20 protein-coding genes and 1 pseudogene are annotated in these 17,739 nt (G+C 33.9%); 12 read left to right on the top strand and 9 right to left on the bottom strand.

The features are described 5' to 3' along the window. Positions 1-19: 19 nt before the first annotated feature. Together corA and CA2559_RS10515 are read right to left on the bottom strand one after the other, a co-directional pair. Complete coding sequence (corA, locus tag CA2559_RS10510) at positions 20-1,111, bottom strand: magnesium/cobalt transporter CorA (protein WP_013187867.1); 1,092 nt, start codon at positions 1,109-1,111, stop codon at positions 20-22. Between the two features lie 38 nt (positions 1,112-1,149). Then, complete coding sequence (locus CA2559_RS10515) at positions 1,150-1,950, bottom strand: tRNA pseudouridine synthase A (RefSeq protein ID WP_013187868.1); 801 nt, start codon at positions 1,948-1,950, stop codon at positions 1,150-1,152. Between the two features lie 127 nt (positions 1,951-2,077). Here CA2559_RS10515 and CA2559_RS10520 point away from each other — a divergent pair, with 127 nt between their 5' ends. After that, positions 2,078-2,797: an SDR family oxidoreductase gene (locus tag CA2559_RS10520; RefSeq protein ID WP_013187869.1), complete on the top strand. Its 720-nt coding sequence runs from the start codon at positions 2,078-2,080 to the stop codon at positions 2,795-2,797. 198 nt (positions 2,798-2,995) lie between these two features. Here CA2559_RS10520 and CA2559_RS10525 read toward each other — a convergent pair whose 3' ends face one another. Then, complete coding sequence (locus tag CA2559_RS10525) at positions 2,996-3,175, bottom strand: hypothetical protein (protein ID WP_013187870.1); 180 nt, start codon at positions 3,173-3,175, stop codon at positions 2,996-2,998. A gap of 82 nt (positions 3,176-3,257) precedes the next feature. Continuing rightward, the gene (locus CA2559_RS10530) at positions 3,258-4,961 is read right to left on the bottom strand and encodes a C45 family autoproteolytic acyltransferase/hydolase (RefSeq protein ID WP_013187871.1); all 1,704 of its coding nucleotides are present in this window, start codon (positions 4,959-4,961) and stop codon (positions 3,258-3,260) included. 158 nt (positions 4,962-5,119) lie between these two features. On the opposite strand from CA2559_RS10530, the gene CA2559_RS10535 reads away from it, so the two are divergent. The 4 genes and pseudogenes from CA2559_RS10535 to CA2559_RS13995 all read left to right on the top strand — a co-directional run. Continuing rightward, positions 5,120-6,472, top strand: coding sequence for a M28 family metallopeptidase (locus CA2559_RS10535; RefSeq protein WP_013187872.1), 1,353 nt, complete (start codon positions 5,120-5,122; stop codon positions 6,470-6,472). Positions 6,473-6,474: 2 nt separating this feature from the next. Next, complete coding sequence (locus CA2559_RS13985) at positions 6,475-6,732, top strand: YdeI/OmpD-associated family protein (protein ID WP_306465503.1); 258 nt, start codon at positions 6,475-6,477, stop codon at positions 6,730-6,732. Then, positions 6,696-6,932: a YdeI/OmpD-associated family protein gene (locus CA2559_RS13990; RefSeq protein ID WP_306465502.1), complete on the top strand. Its 237-nt coding sequence runs from the start codon at positions 6,696-6,698 to the stop codon at positions 6,930-6,932. The genes CA2559_RS13985 and CA2559_RS13990 overlap by 37 nt, the downstream gene beginning before the upstream one ends. Positions 6,933-6,973: 41 nt before the next feature. Further along, positions 6,974-7,042, top strand: a pseudogene (locus CA2559_RS13995) (YdeI/OmpD-associated family protein); the annotation flags it as partial. On the opposite strand, the gene CA2559_RS10545 reads toward CA2559_RS13995, so the two are convergent. After that, positions 7,039-8,307: a Y-family DNA polymerase gene (locus CA2559_RS10545; protein ID WP_013187873.1), complete on the bottom strand. Its 1,269-nt coding sequence runs from the start codon at positions 8,305-8,307 to the stop codon at positions 7,039-7,041. The pseudogene CA2559_RS13995 and the gene CA2559_RS10545 sit on opposite strands and share 4 nt — an antisense overlap. After that, positions 8,304-8,669 carry a S24 family peptidase gene (locus CA2559_RS10550; protein ID WP_013187874.1) on the bottom strand — a complete coding sequence of 122 codons (366 nt, stop codon included), beginning with the start codon at positions 8,667-8,669 and terminating at the stop codon, positions 8,304-8,306. The genes CA2559_RS10545 and CA2559_RS10550 overlap by 4 nt, the downstream gene beginning before the upstream one ends. A 53-nt stretch (positions 8,670-8,722) precedes the next feature. On the opposite strand from CA2559_RS10550, the gene CA2559_RS10555 reads away from it, so the two are divergent. Next, positions 8,723-9,445: a CPBP family glutamic-type intramembrane protease gene (locus CA2559_RS10555; RefSeq protein ID WP_013187875.1), complete on the top strand. Its 723-nt coding sequence runs from the start codon at positions 8,723-8,725 to the stop codon at positions 9,443-9,445. A gap of 32 nt (positions 9,446-9,477) precedes the next feature. Further along, positions 9,478-10,911 carry an L-serine ammonia-lyase gene (locus CA2559_RS10560; protein WP_013187876.1) on the top strand — a complete coding sequence of 478 codons (1,434 nt, stop codon included), beginning with the start codon at positions 9,478-9,480 and terminating at the stop codon, positions 10,909-10,911. Here CA2559_RS10560 and CA2559_RS10565 read toward each other — a convergent pair. Then, on the bottom strand, positions 10,908-11,372 hold the full coding sequence (locus CA2559_RS10565; RefSeq protein ID WP_013187877.1) for a nuclear transport factor 2 family protein: 465 nt from the start codon (positions 11,370-11,372) through the stop codon (positions 10,908-10,910). The genes CA2559_RS10560 and CA2559_RS10565 overlap by 4 nt on opposite strands. Positions 11,373-11,433: 61 nt before the next feature. On the opposite strand from CA2559_RS10565, the gene panB reads away from it, so the two are divergent. Further along, positions 11,434-12,252 (top strand): 3-methyl-2-oxobutanoate hydroxymethyltransferase, encoded by an 819-nt coding sequence (gene panB, locus CA2559_RS10570; RefSeq protein ID WP_013187878.1) that lies wholly within the window; start codon positions 11,434-11,436, stop codon positions 12,250-12,252. An 86-nt stretch (positions 12,253-12,338) separates the two neighbouring features. Continuing rightward, on the top strand, positions 12,339-13,037 hold the full coding sequence (locus CA2559_RS10575) for an RluA family pseudouridine synthase (protein ID WP_013187879.1): 699 nt from the start codon (positions 12,339-12,341) through the stop codon (positions 13,035-13,037). Positions 13,038-13,088: 51 nt separating this feature from the next. On the opposite strand, the gene CA2559_RS10580 is transcribed toward CA2559_RS10575, so the two are convergent. Continuing rightward, positions 13,089-13,508 carry a nucleoside-diphosphate kinase gene (locus CA2559_RS10580; protein ID WP_041240995.1) on the bottom strand — a complete coding sequence of 140 codons (420 nt, stop codon included), beginning with the start codon at positions 13,506-13,508 and terminating at the stop codon, positions 13,089-13,091. A gap of 124 nt (positions 13,509-13,632) precedes the next feature. Here CA2559_RS10580 and CA2559_RS10585 point away from each other — a divergent pair, with 124 nt between their 5' ends. From CA2559_RS10585 to CA2559_RS10595, 3 genes are read left to right on the top strand one after another with little or no spacing between them, the layout of a single operon-like run. Beyond that, positions 13,633-14,652 (top strand): DHH family phosphoesterase, encoded by a 1,020-nt coding sequence (locus tag CA2559_RS10585; protein ID WP_041240996.1) that lies wholly within the window; start codon positions 13,633-13,635, stop codon positions 14,650-14,652. Continuing rightward, on the top strand, positions 14,649-15,200 hold the full coding sequence (gene gldI, locus CA2559_RS10590) for a gliding motility-associated peptidyl-prolyl isomerase GldI (protein ID WP_013187882.1): 552 nt from the start codon (positions 14,649-14,651) through the stop codon (positions 15,198-15,200). The genes CA2559_RS10585 and gldI overlap by 4 nt, the downstream gene beginning before the upstream one ends. Next, positions 15,197-16,333, top strand: a complete 1,137-nt coding sequence (locus tag CA2559_RS10595) for a peptidylprolyl isomerase (protein WP_013187883.1) — start codon at positions 15,197-15,199, stop codon at positions 16,331-16,333. Before gldI ends, CA2559_RS10595 begins: the two co-directional genes overlap by 4 nt. Before the next feature lie 55 nt (positions 16,334-16,388). On the opposite strand, the gene CA2559_RS10600 is transcribed toward CA2559_RS10595, so the two are convergent. Further along, entirely contained in the window at positions 16,389-17,714 is a 1,326-nt protein-coding gene (locus CA2559_RS10600) for a capsule assembly Wzi family protein (RefSeq protein ID WP_013187884.1), read from the bottom strand. Positions 17,715-17,739: the final 25 nt, after the last annotated feature.

Consider the following 17,739-nt stretch of genomic DNA (forward strand, 5'->3'; position numbering starts at 1 on the left):
TATTTTCTAGCCTTTTTCTTTATAACCATTTCTTCCGTTTAAAATACCAAAGTAACCCGAAGAACACAATTAACATTGCTCCCCAAAGATAAAAGTACCCATACTTAAACTGTAGTTCTGGTATATACTCAAAGTTCATCCCATAAATTCCTGCCATAAATGTGAGCGGTATAAAAATACTGGCCATAATGGTAAGTACTTTCATAACTTCATTCATTTTGTTGCTTATGGTAGTCATATACATATCCATAAGACCCCAAATCATTTCTCTGTAAATGTCTACACTTTCATTGACTTGAATAATGTGGTCGTAAAGGTCTCTTAAGAATGTGCTTGTTTTCTCTTCAATTAAAGGACTGTCTATTTTCTCAATTCTATTTACTACTTCTCTTAATGGTAAGGTAGCTCTGCGTATTTTAAGAATTTCTCGTTTTAAATCCTGAATATCTTGAGTTATATCTTTAGTGTCTTCTTGTGCAAACAATAAATCCTCAAGAGTTTCTACCTTATCACTTATAGTTTCCATTACTGTAAAGTAATTATCTACCACGGCATCTAATATTGCGAACATCAGATAATCTGCTCCATTGTTTCTTATTCTACCTTTGGAGTTAGCTATTCGGGAGCGTAAGCCATCAAAAACATCACCATCAGATTCTTGGAAGGTTAATACATAATCTTCTCCCATTATAAGAGACATATGCTCATTTATAAACTCACCATCTTCTCTATGATACATCATCTTAAACACTATAAATAAATAGTTTGCATACTCATCTATCTTAGGTCGTTGTGCAGTATCTACTATATCTTCTAATATAAGTGGGTGTATATTATAATGTTCTCCAAGCTTTTCTATTTCTTCTGTATTATGTAACCCGTTTATGTTAATCCAAGAAATGTGCTTGGTATTGCGTTTATCAAAAGCATCTTCTATACTGTTAGATTCTTTATACTCGTAATAATCTGCTGTATAGTCGAAAACCTCTATTTTAGTAGGCAAACCACTTTTATCTCCAGTATACTCTAAGGTTCCAGGAACTTCATTTTTTTTAGATTTTCTCCCTTTCTTTATATTCATCTTGGGAGCTCTAAATTTTGGCTTCTTCATAAGTATCTTTTATAGCACATTAAAGTTAATGCTAATTTCTATTTTAATGTAACCGATTGTAATATTAGACCACTTGCTTGTGCAATATGCGTAAGTTTTATAAACTCTGTTGAAGTGAGTGTCTTCTTAAAGAATTGCATATCAAATTCACCTGAACCTAAATCGAATAAGGCACCCATCATTAACCGTATTTGGTGTCTTTTAAAACCTTGGCCCACAACTTTTAGCATGTAAGATTTTTCAGGAAAAAAGTTTGCTGTATATACTGTGTTTTCTGATAACTCACAAGCATCTATAACACCTATGGTTTGTGTGTCTTCGGTTGGTTTATAGGTGTAGTTCTTAAAATCATGTTCGCCTTGAAATAACGCTGCTGCTTCTTGCATTAATTCAATATTTAATGGTTTGTTGTAACAAACCATATAAGGTGCACAAAAAGGATGCATTTTTTCTCCGTACGTAAACAAGTATATATATTCCTTTAGTTTAGGGTGCTGTATTATATTAAAATTAGCATCTGTTTCTTTAATAGAGAGTGCTTTAATATCTTGCGGCAAGTTGACGTTAAAGTCTTTAAAAAATGAATCTACCTCTAAGGGTTTATCATCTATAAACAATTCAACAAACGTATTATTTACAGACACTTTAGCATCTGTACGGCCAGATGCTAGCAATTTAAATTTTTTATGCCCTAATACGTAGGCTAGCGTTCTCTCTACCATACGCTCTACTGTATTAACATCTGGTTGTTTTTGCCAGCCGTGAAATCTAAATCCTAAATATTGTAATTGTATGATATAATAATAACGTAAACGCTGCACACTTTTTAATTTGCTCAAAGATATTAAAAGTGAATTTTAGGCTTAACTTATGGTAGTTTATATTATACCAACTTTAATAAAACTTTAGCGCAACGACTACCAAAGGATTATCATAAAGCCAGTATCTTTTTAAAAAAATATTTAAATGGAAAATTTACAAGATAAAGTAGCATTAATTACTGGCGGAAGCAAAGGTATTGGGTTTGGTATAGCAGAATCATTCTTAAAACAAGGGATGAAAGTTGCTGTTACCAGCAGGTCTTTAACTAATGCAGAAGATGTTGCAAAAGAATTAAATGCTAAATATGAAGGAAAAGCAATTGGTATAAAAGCCGATGTGCGTAATTACATAGACCAACAAGAAGCTGTACGTAAAACTGTAGATACATTTGGATCTTTAGATGTGCTTATTGCCAATGCTGGCTTAGGTCATTTTGGAAGTATTGAAGAGATAACAGATAAAGAGTGGAAAGAAGTAATAGACACCAACCTAACAGGTGTCTTCTACTCTATTAAATCTGCAGTAGATGAGCTTAAGAAAAGTAAAGGTTATTTTATTTCTATCTCAAGTTTAGCCGGAACAAATTTCTTTGCAGGTGGCTCTGCATATAATGCTAGTAAATTTGGTGTTACAGGATTTACACAAGCAGTAATGTTAGATTTAAGACAAAACGGTATTAAAGTAAGTACAATTATGCCAGGTTCTGTAGCCACACACTTTAACGGTCATACGCCTAATGAAGATGATGCCTGGAAAATACAAAAGGAAGATTTAGGACAACTTACAGTTGATTTACTTAAGATGCCAGAAAATGCATTGCCTAGTAAGGTAGAGATAAGGCCTACAACACCACCAAGTAAATAAAGATTTATCATATTTTAAAAGCTCCAACTGTTTATTTATAGTTGGGGCTTTTAGTTTTAATTTACTTTATGTTTTAATTAATTGAATAACCATCTGCTGTTGTTTGATTAGTACCAAAATCAGCTTCAAATGTTTCTGGATCTGAACCTATAGTTGTTAATGTTACATTTCCTGAGATAGTTGTTTCATCTATATCTATTACTGTAGTACCAAAAGGAACACATCTATACCAGTAGCATCAGGTTCTCCTACATCTTGTATACCGTTAGCATAATCACAATAAAAAACAATTCCAGTTAGTTCTCCTGTATAATCTTTTACTTGAGTTATAGTTGGATCATTTTCTGTAAGAGAATCATTATCACATGCCGTTAACACACTAAACGTAAAAAAATTAATGCAATGTATTTTAGCTTCATAAGAGTCTAGTTATTAAGGTAAAAGACTTTAAATATACTTATTAATTCTGTAGTTTGTTTAACTGCCTTAAACTATCATCTATTTTAAGTTGAAGCATTTTATAATCTTTAGGCGAGTTTACACGTAAATCTAATGCTGCTTGGTATTTTTCTGTAGCTTCAACAAAATCTTTTATGCCATAAAAATAATCTCCAACCAATGTGTAAGCTTCCCATTGATGCGGGTTTAAAAGTATAAGCCGTTGCAGTAATGCATCTGGCACAGGTTGGTTAAGTTTTATCTGTTCAGCTATTAAATTGTAAAGCGATTTATAAGATGCATATTTGTTATACGTCTCAGAATTTAGAAAAGGATCTTCTGCTATAACTTCTTTTAAATAAGCAACACTAGTAGTAACAGCTACTGTATCTTCAAAACGAGCAAAACTTTCTTTAACATTATAAGACACATATTTTCCCATATTATAAGGGTGTGCAGATACCCACAGCTTATAATCTTGTGGTTTAAAAACAATACCGTGGTGTGCTTTTAATTGATTTATTGCACGTTTATTACCAAAGCCTAAAAGAGAATCCTGTAAACCACGCTTTTCTCTTAACACCTTAACTGCTTTTTTAGGAGTCATTTTATTTTCTGCGTTTAACAGCTCATACATACGCTCAAATCTATGCATGGAGTTGGTATTATAAGTTGCATCTCGATTATAAGGATCATTATAAAATGCATCACTTTGAAAATGATTGGCACAAACTATAGTTGTTGTATTTTCTGCTCTATATACAGCTTGTTGCTCGGCAGACTTTTCAATAATTAAAGCTTCACGTTCTATAGCACTTCCTATTAGGATAGATTCGCTTGCAAATACATTAAAACCTTCTGCTATGCGTCTTGCTTCGTAGGTATTTTTAGAATATTGTAATATTTCTCTAGCCACATAACTTATAGGTGTTTGCGCTTCTTTTTCTGTATGAGATAATCCAGAGTTTATTGTTACCGTTACACCATATTCATTCATACCACTTACAACGCCCATAAATCCTGGCCAAGAATAAGTAACAAATCGATGTCCCTTATCTGGTTTTATAAACGTAATAAGCTTAGTTTCATTAAAGGCTTCATTGATATGAAAATCATAATTACGAGCAATTATAAGTTTACCATCAAAAGATTTGTTGCCCCAAACTGCAAAAGATGAGCATCCAGACTCAAAGATTTCTTCAAAGTCATGTGCAATATCTGGCAACGCCTGCAAGTACCATAATCTGTTAATAGGTTTTATAAGTGTGTCTAAAGTTTTGTCTGTAAACTTAGCCAAGCCAGATAATTCTCTGTAATACTCGTTAGGTATGCTTTCGTCAATATTAACTGCGTAGGAATTGTAAAATTTTGAAAGTTGATTAGTACTATCTTTTCCAGAAGCAGCATTAGTTATTCTTTTTACTAAAGCTTGTTCTTGTTTTGTTATAAGTTCGCGAGTTAAACTTCCTGCGGCAAGACCTCTTTGATAGGCGTTGCCTTCTAAATACAATTCCCAAATACCAAATTGGTTTTTGTGTAACTGATTTTTACCTACTCTATAAAATGTATCGTTAACTTTCTCTCTAAGCGTATCGTTAACTGTAATTGTATCAGTAACCTTAGTTGTAGCTACAAAAGGTTTAGCAGTGTTAAAAATAGCTACACTACAACTAATGGTGAAGAATACGAAGACACATAAAATGAAACGTAGTAATAATTTAAGCATCAAGAGATTTAAGAGGTTTTCAAGCTGAAATATACATAATTTAAACTCAAATTAATTTTTACAATTTGTAATTCGCTACATTTTTAAAATGGTTTTAATATTCATAAAAGACTAAGAATGTATATATTTAAATATTAACCAAATTTAACCATATAACCATGTTTAAACCTTTCAGAAAATTATTTTATATAAGCTGTTTAACGCTATTTATAACTTCTTCTGTAACACAAGCCCAACGCATAAATACCAAAATATATGATATTATTGATGCGGTTTCTGCTGAACGTATAGAGGCAGATATCACCACATTGGCAAATTTTGGAACTCGCCATACGTTAAGTGATACCATCTCTAATACTCGAGGAATTGGTGCTGCAAGACGATGGATAAAATCTGAGTTTGACAAGGTCTCCTCTAATTGTAATAATTGCCTAGAGGTGTTTTATCAAAACAATATTGTGAAAGAAGATGGCCGCCGCATTTTTAAAGATGTTAATGTGGTTAATGTTGTTGCTATACAAAGAGGGACAACCTATCCTAACCGCTACGTAATTATGAGTGGTGATATTGATTCTCGCGTAACAGATGCTAATGATGCTACAAGCGACTCGCCTGGAGCTAATGATAATGCAAGTGGTATGGCTGGCACTATTGAAGCTGCACGTGTGTTAAGCAATTATTCTTTTGAAAATAGTATTATCTATGTTGGGCTATCTGGTGAAGAACAAGGATTGTATGGCGGAAAAGGTTTAGCAGAGTATGCCAAGGAAAATGACTGGGATATTATTGGAGTACTTAATAATGATATGATTGGTAATATTGAAGGTGTAGATGGTGTGATAGACAATAGAAGCTTTAGGATATTCTCAGAACCTGTACCACCAAATGAAACAGAGCGTGAGCGAAATGCAAGACGTTTTTACGGAGGCGAAGTAGATGGCATATCTAGACAGCTGGCACGTTACATTCATAAAACAACTAAAACCTATATGCCAGAAATGAATCCTATGATGATTTACAGGTTAGATCGTTTTGGGCGTGGAGGCCATCATAGACCATTTAACGACGTTGGTTTTCCAGGTATACGTATTATGGAAGCACACGAAAATTATACACAACAACATCAAGATATACGTACAGAAGATGGTATTGAGTACGGCGATAAACTAAAATTTGTAAACTTTAAATATGCTGCAAAGTTAACTGCTGTTAATGCCATAAATTTAGCAAGTTTGGCTTGGGCACCGCCAAGCCCTAAGAGTGTGAGTATTGGTGGTATTGTAGAGCCAAGTGCAAAATTATCTTGGAGCGCTGTAAAAGGTGCCGTGGCCTATAAAGTATATTGGAGAGATACCACTTCTCCTACTTGGGATAATTTTAGAGTTGTAAAAAATGCCACAGAAGTAACTTTAGATGGTATCGTTCTGGATAATTTCTTTTTTGGTGTATCTGCAATTGGCGAACACGGACATGAAAGTGTTGTTGTATTTCCTAACAATATTATGAGATAATATTGGAAAGGCCAGAACTTTATTTTCCCAGAGATGTAGAGTGGCGAGCTTGGCTACAAAACAATTACAATAATTTTCCAAACGGTGTATATTTAATCTTTTATAAATTAGAAAATAACCAACCTTCTATGCGTTGGGAAGAAGCTGTTAAAGTAGCGTTGTGCTTTGGATGGATAGATAGTACTGTAAAAAGCTTGGGACACGGCAAGCGCCAACAATATTTTTGCCCAAGACGAAAAAATGTCCTTGGAGTGCTTTAAACAAGTCTTATATAAAAAAGTTAACAGCTAAAGGCCTTATACACGAAAGTGGTTGGCAAAGTATAGAGCGCGCCAAAGAAGATGGCAGTTGGACTATGATGGATGCTGTTGAAAACGGTATCATACCAGATGACCTTAAACGCGCTTTTTCTAAACATGAAAATGCTTTTAAAAATTACGAAGCATTTAGTAAAGGTTAAAAAAAAGCTATCTCTCTTGGCTTAATTCAGCAAAACGAGAAGCTACTCGCCAAAAACGCATCACTCAGATTATAAATCTTTGTGAAGCTAATATAAAAACACGCTCTTAAAACTTAAGCGTTAACAACTCATTCCATTGTGTGGTATATCTAGGACTACGTTCTTTTTTTATAAGCTCCCATTCTTCATTTCTAGAACCTAATAATGCCGACTTTATGGTAGATTTTCCATACTTGGCATTTATAGCATCAAAAGTCTTCATAAAGTCTTTTTGCTTCCAAGATTTAGGGGTTTCAAACAAATTACCTTGCACAAACTCTTTGGGAATAATGCCCGTTAAACAAACACCTACTTTTTTGTAGCGGTAACCTGGCTTATAAATACGATGCAGCGCTTTTCTTGCTTCAGTAATAAGCGTAAAGGTATCATGTGTAGGTACAGATAAGGTTACTGTTGTACTTTTAGAGTACTGCTTGTCTATATCACTATGATAATTAGTATGTATAAAAACTTGCAAATATGTGGCACAAGAGTTTTGTTGCCTCAACGTTTCTGCAACTTCACTTATATAGTAACTACAAGCTTCTTCAATAAGATCTAAACGCTCTAATTTATGTCCAAAAGACTTAGCTGTGCCTATACCCTTTTTTGTTTTGGGGATCGTTTGTATTTCTAGACACTGTTCTCCTTTTAGCTCTTTCCAAATACGCTCTCCCACTACGGTTAAATGTTTACGCACCCAAGATAAAGACATAGCTGTAAAGTCTAATCCTGTATGTGTACCTAGAATTTGTAAACGCTCGGCATGCTTTTTTCCAATACCCCAAATGTCTTTTATCTTAGCCCATTGTAAAGCTTCAATACGTTTATCTTCAGTATCTATCACCCATATATAATTAGAGGTTTCAATCTTCTTTGCCATACGGTTTGCCAATTTTGCCAATACTTTAGTTGGTGCTATTCCCACACCAACAGGCAAGCCTGTCTCCTTAAAAATGGTGTCTCTAATTGTCTTGGCCACATCTTCTAAATTAAAGAAGGACATACCAGAAAGATCTACAAAAGATTCGTCTATACTGTACACTTCAACCTTTGGAGAAAATCGTGTGAGAATATTCATGACACGTTGAGACATTTCTGCATAAAGCGTATAATTAGAGGAAAAAAATGTGACATTATTTGCTAGAAGTTGATCCTTAATCTTAAATACCGGTTCAAACATAGGGATGTGCGCCAATGCCTTAGCTTCTTTGTTAGCTGCTATAATACAGCCATCATTATTGCTAAGAACCACAACAGGTTTTCCTTGCAAGTCTGGACGAAATACCTGCTCTACAGAAGCATAAAAGCTATTACAGTCTACAAGTGCAATCATCTTATCGCGTGTATTATATAGGTTACAACTCCCCAAAGCATAAATGCATTTGTTTCAGACTGCTTCGGAATTCTAAGAAGGTTAAATTCACCATCTACAATAACTAGTGCTAAATCATTTTCTTTAGCAAGTAGAGATCGATCTATAATAAGTACATCGTTTTCAAAAATGAGATGCTCCGGATAGTTTTCCATAATTCTCACATAAAACGTAGCATCTTTGTTACCTATAAGCTCTTTATTCAAATCTATAACTGCTTCTTGATAATGCGTTGCAGGACTAGGAAATCCAGTTTGTTTAGAGACTTCTGCTTGGTGGCGTTCTGCAGGACGTTGTACTTTATGTGCATTAAAAATTTCCATATTACAAAACTACAAAATTGGATTATTTCCTAAAGTTGGATTATTTCCAACTTATGAACAATTTTAAAAATGAACTATATTCGCTCAAAAAAGCGTTGACAGCACATCAAAAAACTCAGAACCTCTTTAAAAACTATGGCATTGCTGTATTGTGTTTCATAGCATACTTTACCTTAGTAGGCATATTAACTGTGGTGTTTCCTGAGTTACAATTAGATGCTATAAAAGACACCAGATTAGATGCTATGATTAAAGAGAACCCATTAAAGTTCTTTATTCTAGCTGTTATTCTTGCTCCTTTATTGGAAGAAGGTGTTTACAGAACTTTAATAGCCCCTAAACCTTGGGAAATAGCATTCTTTTTAGCTTGCTTAACATTACTCTTTGCAGGACGTTTTTTTCCAGAAGATGTTTTATGGTGGCTAAAGTGTATTATTAGCGTGTTGTCTTTAGTTATAATTTATAAATTATTTAGAGAACTGTTACCTGTACAACTAACTCAACAAGTCTGTAACATACTAACAAGATTTAAAATTCCTATTGTAATAATAAGTTCTATAATCTTTGGGTTTGCACACGTTTATAACTATGTAGATAGCTTTATAATAACACTGCCTTTATTTATAGCTATTGTGCCTAGAATTATTTTGGGACTTTTATTTGCTAAGGTTAAAATTGAAAACAATGGGTTACCTTGGGCTATGTATTTACATGCTATAAATAATGGTGTCATTTTTATAATAGCATACCTTAACTATAGCAATCAGCCACTTTAGATTCTGTATATTTGACCCCAAATTCATAGGTTATGGCAAATCGCGAAGCGATAAGTATTTTTCATATGTTAAAGATTGGTGTGGGACCTTCTAGCTCACACACATTAGGACCTTGGCGTGCAGCGCAACGTTGGATAGAAGAACTTAAAGAACAGAAAAAGTTTGATAAGGTTACAAAAGTTCAAGTAGATTTATATGGTTCATTATCACTTACCGGAAAAGGTCATGCTACAGATTTAGCATCACTCTTAGGATTAAGTGGATATGATCCTGTAACTATTCCTATTGAAAGTATTGATGGAGAGATTGCGCAAATAAAATCTACAGGAAAACTTCTACTAAACGGAGAAAAACCTATTGAATTCAGCTTTAAAGACGATGTTATATTCAACAGAAACTTTAAAAAATTTCATCCTAATGGAATGACGTTTAGTGCTGTTTTAGATAACCAAAAAACAACAAATAGTACCTTCTACTCTATTGGTGGTGGTTTTGTGGTTAAAGAGGAACGTAAGCGTGCCAAAAAGAAAGAAGAAAAATTTCAAGACTTCCCATTTCCTATAGATAAGGCTACAGAGCTTTTAGCATTTTGTCATCAAGAGAACAAGAAAGTGTCTGAAATTGTTTTAGAAAACGAACGTTCGCTAAGAACAGACGCAGAAATAGATGAAGAGCTAAAAGCTATATGGAATGTCATGTTAGAGTCTATGTTTGTAGGCTGCCATACAGAAGGTACTCTTCCTGGCGGTTTAAATGTAAGACGCCGCGCCTATGACACTAATAAAAGACTAATTGGTGATAAGCCATATACAACTAAAGAAGAATGGATAGCAGCCATAAGAAGCACCGAAGTTAAGTTTAGAGAAATTTTAAAATGGGTATCTTGTTTTGCGTTGGCGGTTAATGAAGTAAATGCTTCGTTAGGCCGTGTGGTAACTGCTCCTACAAATGGAAGTGCTGGTGTTATACCTGCCGTAATTATGTATTTTGCTGTTATTGAAAATCACGATGCTAATTTTGAAGATATCAAGCAATTTTTATTGGTTGCAGGAGAAATAGGTAGCCTGTTTAAAAAAGGCGCAACAATTTCTGCAGCAATGGGTGGTTGCCAAGCAGAGATTGGTGTATCTTCAGCAATGGCTGCAGGTGCGCTAACTGAACTTATGGGTGGCTCTCCAGAACAAGTTCTTATGGCTAGTGAAATTGCAATGGAGCATCATTTAGGAATGACCTGCGATCCTATAGCAGGTTTGGTACAAATACCTTGTATAGAGCGAAATGCAATGGGTGCTATTAAAGCAATTAATGCGTGCGAACTAGCATTGGATACCGATGCTAAAAATGCAAAAGTTCCTTTAGATAAAGTAATTGAAACTATGTGGGAAACCGCAAAAGACATGACTTCCAAGTACAAAGAAACTAGTGAAGGTGGTTTAGCGGTAAAGGTAAATATGAGCGACTGTTAATTAACGTTACAGCCTTCTCGTGTTCTGGTATCTACAATTGCAATAACTTCCCAGACCCCATTATTTTTAAATAATGTAAAGTTATTTACGCCACAGTGGCTAAACGTTCCATTAAAATAAAACTCATAGGGCGTCCAGGCTAATGCCATAGCACCGTTTACAGCTATTTGATAATCTAAAATGCGTTCTTCGAAATTTTGAGAAGCAGGAATACTTTGTATAGATGCTACAAAGGCTTTAAAATTTGTGGCAGGCGTTAACTGCGGGTTTCCAGCTTGGTCATTACTTATACTTCTTAATGTCATTTCAGAATGAGAGACAGACTTTAAAATTGAAGAGTCTTGCTTATGAAAACCATCAAAGAACGTAATGATTGTTTCTTTTACCAAAGCACTTTCATCTACCTGTGCAGAGGCTACTACACTTATTAAACAAACAATTACAAATACAAGATGTTTCATGATATTTACTATTTAGGGTTCTTACTAAATTAGTACTTTTACATGAAACAAACTTAATTTTATGTCTACAGCTAAAAAAGAATATAAACGCATTACCGTAAAAAGCCTAGTTGATATGAAACGTAGAGACGAAAAAATCTCTATGTTAACTGCTTATGACTATACCATGGCCAAAATTGTTGATGCCGCTGGAATAGATGTTATTTTAGTTGGAGACTCTGCCTCTAATGTAATGGCTGGTCATGAAACTACATTACCTATTACATTAGACCAAATGATTTATCATGCCTCTTCTGTTGTAAGAGCCATTACAAGGAGTCTGGTAGTTGTAGATTTACCATTTGGAAGTTATCAAAGTGATCCGAAAGAAGCATTAAGATCTGCAATTAGAATAATGAAAGAAAGTGGTGGTCACGCTGTTAAATTAGAAGGCGGAAAAGAAGTAAAAGACAGTGTGAAACGTATTCTAAATGCAGGAATCCCAGTAATGGGTCATTTAGGGCTTACACCACAAAGTATATATAAATTTGGAACATACACCGTAAGAGCTAAGGAAGAGGAAGAAGCTCAAAAACTTAAAGACGATGCATTAATGCTTGAGAAAGCTGGTTGTTTTGCCATAGTTTTAGAGAAAGTGCCTGCTAAGTTAGCCAAAGAGGTTGCAGAAAGTTTAACCATTCCCATAATTGGTATTGGTGCTGGTTCTGGAGTAGATGGACAGGTGTTAGTGCTTCACGATTTACTTGGGATGACACACGAGTTTAACCCACGCTTTTTAAGACGATACATGAATTTATATGACGACATGAGTACTGCAATATCTCAATATGTAACAGATGTAAAAGCTGTAGATTTTCCAAATGAAGACGAGCAGTATTAATTGATAATCCATAATTAAAGTTGAAAAGTGTTTTGAAAGTGTTTCAACCTACTTCAGTTAAATTATTCTTTTATGATTGTTGATTAATGAAAATGTACTCAGACAAAAATAATCTCCAAGTTATTTATGAAGATAATCACTTAATTGTGGTTAATAAACGTGCTGGAGATATTGTACAAGGTGACAAAACGGGTGATAAACCATTAAGTGACGTTGTTAAATCTTATATAAAAGAAAAGTATAACAAACCAGGAGATGTATATCTTGGTGTAGTACATAGATTAGATAGACCAACTACTGGTGTCGTATTATTTTCTAAGACCTCTAAAGCCCTTTCCAGATTAAATAAAATGTTCGCTAATCATGAGACCTCAAAAACATACTGGGCTGTTGTAAAAAATAATCCACCTAAAGAAAAGGACAGATTAGTACATTATCTTAAACGTAATCCTAAGCAAAATAAATCCTACGCTCATAAACACGAAGTTCCTGATAGCAAGAAAGCTATATTAGATTACATCTTAAAATTCAGATTAAATAATTATAATTTACTAGAGGTCAATCTTTTAACAGGAAGGCATCATCAAATTAGATCTCAGCTTTCATCAATAGAATGTCCTATAAAAGGAGATTTAAAATATGGTGCAGACCGTAGCAATCCCGATGGCAGTATACATTTGCACGCAAGGTTTTTAACTATACAGCATCCTGTAAAAAAAGAACCTATTACTTTTAAAGCACCACTTCCAGAAGATGCTATTTGGAAAGCTTGCGAAAACGCATAAAAAAAGCCTCTAAGTTTTACTTAGAGGCTTTTTATTTATGAGGTAATGTCCTTAAAACATTTCACGTCCAGCAAAATGGAAAGCACCTTCTATCTGTGCATTCTCATCACTATCACTACCGTGTACAGCATTCTCACCGATTGATGCAGCATATAATTTACGTATAGTACCTTCTGCAGCGTCTTCTGGGTTTGTAGCACCAATAAGAGTTCTAAAATCCTCAACTGCGTTTTCTTTTTCTAAGATAGCAGCTACTATAGGACCACGGGTCATATATTCTACCAATTCTCCGAAAAATGGACGCTCTTTGTGCACAGCGTAAAACGTCTCTGCATCAGTTTGAGTCATTTGAGTTAATTTCATAGCAACTATACGGAAACCCGCAGATGCTATTTGCTCTAATATTGCACCAACGTGTCCTTTTTCAACAGCATCTGGCTTAAGCATTGTAAATGTTCTAATTCCTGACATTTTTATGATCTTTAAATTTGGTGCAAAAATAAGATATTCTATTTCAAAACCAATAGAATTACACAACTTAATGTAAACTTAAAATAAGATGACACAAGTGCTCTATTTTGTATATTCGCACCTTATGGAAACACAGAAGTTACAAGAGCTTAAGCAGCTCTTAGAAAGCCCAAAGAAAATTGTAATAATTCCACATAGAAATCCCGATGGAGATGCCATGGGATCTACCCTAGCATTATCTTTATATTTAAATTTGAAAGGCCATACTAGTCGCGTAGTTGCTCCTAATGGTTATCCAGATTTTTTAAGCTGGTTACCACACAATGACAGTCTGTTTTTATTTGACAGTCATAATAGGCAATCTAAAGAAGCTATAGAAGCAGCAGACCTAGTTTTTACATTAGATTTTAATCACCTATCTCGTGTAGGAAGTGATATGCAAAATACACTTGAAAATTGTGGAAAGACATTTGTGATGATAGATCATCACCAACAACCAGACACATACGCAAAGTTTACTTATAGTGATACCACAATGAGCTCTACCTGTGAAATGGTATATCATTTTATAGATATGTTAGGTGATGCAAACTTAATAACCAAAGAAATTGCAACTTGCTTATATACTGGTATCATGACAGATACAGGTTCATTTAGGTTTAAAAGTACTACCGCAGCTACACATAAAGTAGCGGCTCAATTAATTGCAGCTGGTGCAGAAAACCAAATCATACATCAAAATATTTATGACACCTATACACCAAGTAGACTTAAACTTTTAGGTATTGCTTTAAAAAACATGGTTGTTTTAGAGGAGTTTAATACTGCTTATATTTCGTTATCTCAAGAAGAATTAGATACAAATAATTTTCAAAAAGGTGATACAGAAGGATTTGTGAATTATTGCCTCACCTTATTAAATATAAAATTAGCCGCTATTTTTATTGAAAAGACTTCTGATAATATCGTGAAAATGTCTTTACGCAGTAAAGGTGATTTTTCTGTAAACGATATGGCAAGAACACATTTTGAAGGTGGTGGCCATACCAATGCAGCTGGCGGAAAATCTGACCTAAGTTTAAAAGATACCATTGCTAAATTTATTAGTATATTGCCAGACTATAAAGCAGAATTAACAGCGTGAAACACTTAATAAACTTAATACTTGTCGCAGTAATTTTTGGTAGTTGTAAACCTCCAGAAGCAAGACGACCTATAAGTTCTTCTAGTGGAACAACTATTGAGGCTTCTGTGCTAAGAAATAAAAAGCTTATTGCAAATCAAGAGTCTCAAATTAAAAATATTATTTCTAAAGACTCTATTAATACCTATGAAACTTCAAGTAATGGATTCTGGTATTATTTTAAAACGCAAGACACTACGTCTCAAAAAATGCCAGAGTTTGGTGATTTAGTAAGCTATGATTATACTATAGAATCTCTTAGTGGCGACACAATTTATTCAGAAGAAGAAACTCCGAGTAAAACTTATGCAATGGACCAAGAGCAATTGGCTAGTGGTATAAGAGAAGGTTTAAAGCTAACTACAGAAGGAGATGAAATAGTCTTGTTATTACCGTCTCATAAAGCTTACGGCTATTATGGCGACAAGAATAAAATAGGAAGTAATATTCCTATCACAGTTAAATTAAAAGTAAAATCAATAACAACTCAAAATAACCCACAAGAATGAAACGATTAACATTTATATTAACCAGCATACTTGCACTCGCCTTATTTAGTTGCGGAGAAAAGTACCCAGATTTAGAAGATGGTCTTTATGCTGAGTTTATTACCAATCAAGGTACATTTGTTGCTAAATTATACGAAGAACAAGCACCTTTAACCATTGCAAACTTCGTGTCTTTAGCAGAAGGTACAAATACAATGGTAGATAGTACATATAAAGGAAAGAACTTTTATAATGGTCTTATTTTTCATAGAGTTATTAAAGACTTTATGATACAAGGTGGTGATCCTGAAGGTACAGGTCGTGGTGGTCCTGGATACAAGTTTCCAGATGAAACTACAGAATCTCTAGCTCATAACGATAAGGGAATATTATCTATGGCTAATTCTGGGCCTAATACAAACGGAAGTCAATTTTTTGTTACTTTAAAAGCCACACCTTGGTTAGACGGTCGTCATACTATTTTTGGTAAAGTTATGATAGGTCAAGAAGTTGTAGATACTATAGGAAAAGTTGAAACTACTAAACCTGGAGATAAGCCTGTTGAAGATGTTGTAATTAATGAATTAAACATTATTAAAAAAGGTAGTAAATACAAAAAATATGATGGTGCAAAAGCTTATGAAGAAACTTTAAAAAACATTGAAACTTCTAAAATTGAGGAAGCTAAGCGTTTAGAAGAAGTTAAGATGAATAAGGCTAAAGAAATTGAAGCACTTAAAAAAGAAGCTACGACTTATGACAGTGGCTTATCTATGGTAATTACTACAGAAGGTGAAGGCCCTAAACCAAATACTGGAGATGCAGTTACTGTAAATTATGCTGGTTATTTAGAAGACGGAACTTTATTTGATTCTAACATTGAAAAGATTTCTAGAACATATAACATTTTTAATGCAAACCGTAAGAAAAAAGATGGGTATACACCAATGCCAACACTTTATAGCCCAGATGCAGGCCTTATACAAGGTTTTAAAGATGCAATGCAGATGATGAAAGTTGGAGATAAAGCTACTGTGTTTATTCCTTCTCATTTAGCTTATGGTGAACGTGGTGCAGGACAAGCAATTAAACCAAACACAGATTTAGTATTTGAGTTAGAGTTGGTTGAGATTACACCTAAGACAAAGAAGTAAAATAACTTTTTCTTGAAATTAAAGCTTAAGCGTCTCACATTAGTGAGGCGCTTTTTTAATTAAAAGTATATTTATACGAACCTGCTAAACCAAGTAAGTTTCCAGAATAGCTTAAAATATCTAATCCAGTTTTAATGGTAAATTGGCCTACATTTTTTGTTTTATACGTAAGTCCCGCATAAGTATAAAGTGCCTTTCTCTTAGGGATAAAAGGCTGTACATATGTTCCTAGACTTTCTATATAAGATGCTTTTAATTGTAGCTCAAACGATTTGTAAGATGATAATAAGCCAAAATGATGACCTTGCACCCTACTATTTCCCATAGGGTTATAAAAAGATTGTGGTTGTATAAAAGGTAAACCTATTGTTCTATTCTCATAAGTCCATCCGCTATCATAAATACCATTTCTAAAATAATTGTCATTTCCACTTACTGTACCGAAACCATTTTGATTTTTAGTATGTATATACTCATAGTTTACCGCTTTAAGTATTGAGTTATTAAAGGTTAAATGTGCTCCCCAAATACCATCTGGAAAATTTTTTAAAGCTGTTCCAGAGCCATCTTCAAATAAATGTTGGTGGTACAACTCTAATGTTCCTTTATCTAATGTGTAGGTATAAGAAAGGTTATAAGAGCCTAAATGATTTCCTAAAGCGTTAATAACTTCACCTTCTGGAGCATCATCTGATCCAGATCGTTTAGCGAAAAATACATCTATAAAATCTGAAACTTTGCTTGGTTGTTTTCCAAATCTTGGTGAAGTTCCAGCCCATTGTGCAAAATGTTGTATTTCAAAATGAAGCTTACTCTTATCAGAAAGTTTTATATAAGCACCTAAATGTTTATAATGTATGTTAGCTCCTTTTACATAACGATCATCTATAAGTTCATAATGTCCAATTCCCCAATCTAACCCTAGCCAATCCCAAATTTTAATTGGTGCGTTAGCTTCTAATAAAATACCAGGTATAGCTCTTGTATTTCCAGACCAAAGAATATTTTTATTTGTAGATGATATACCATCTAACTCAATGTATTGATGAAAACTACCAATTCTTGCATTTAGCCAAGAGTTTGTATACTGCAAATAGGCATTATCTATTTGTAATGTCTTCCCTGAAGTACCGTTTTGATATAAAAGTCCGGCATTAACTTTAATATTTGAAGTTTCAGTTAACTTAAATTGGCGAGATGTTTCTCCTAGAACAAGAACATCTGTAGTTGGATCATTTCTGCCAAATTCATTTGTATAAAACCAAAATGGTGAAGTATCATTCGATAAAAATCCACTTGATGTAAAAGATGATTCTGTTTGGTAATTTTGTGCAGAGAGTGATGTTACAACACAAAATAAAGCTAGAACTAATGGCTTCATTGTCTTTAAAATATAAGCAAATGTA

The sequence above is a fragment of the Croceibacter atlanticus HTCC2559 genome (genome assembly GCF_000196315.1).
Lineage (GTDB): Bacteria > Bacteroidota > Bacteroidia > Flavobacteriales > Flavobacteriaceae > Croceibacter > Croceibacter atlanticus.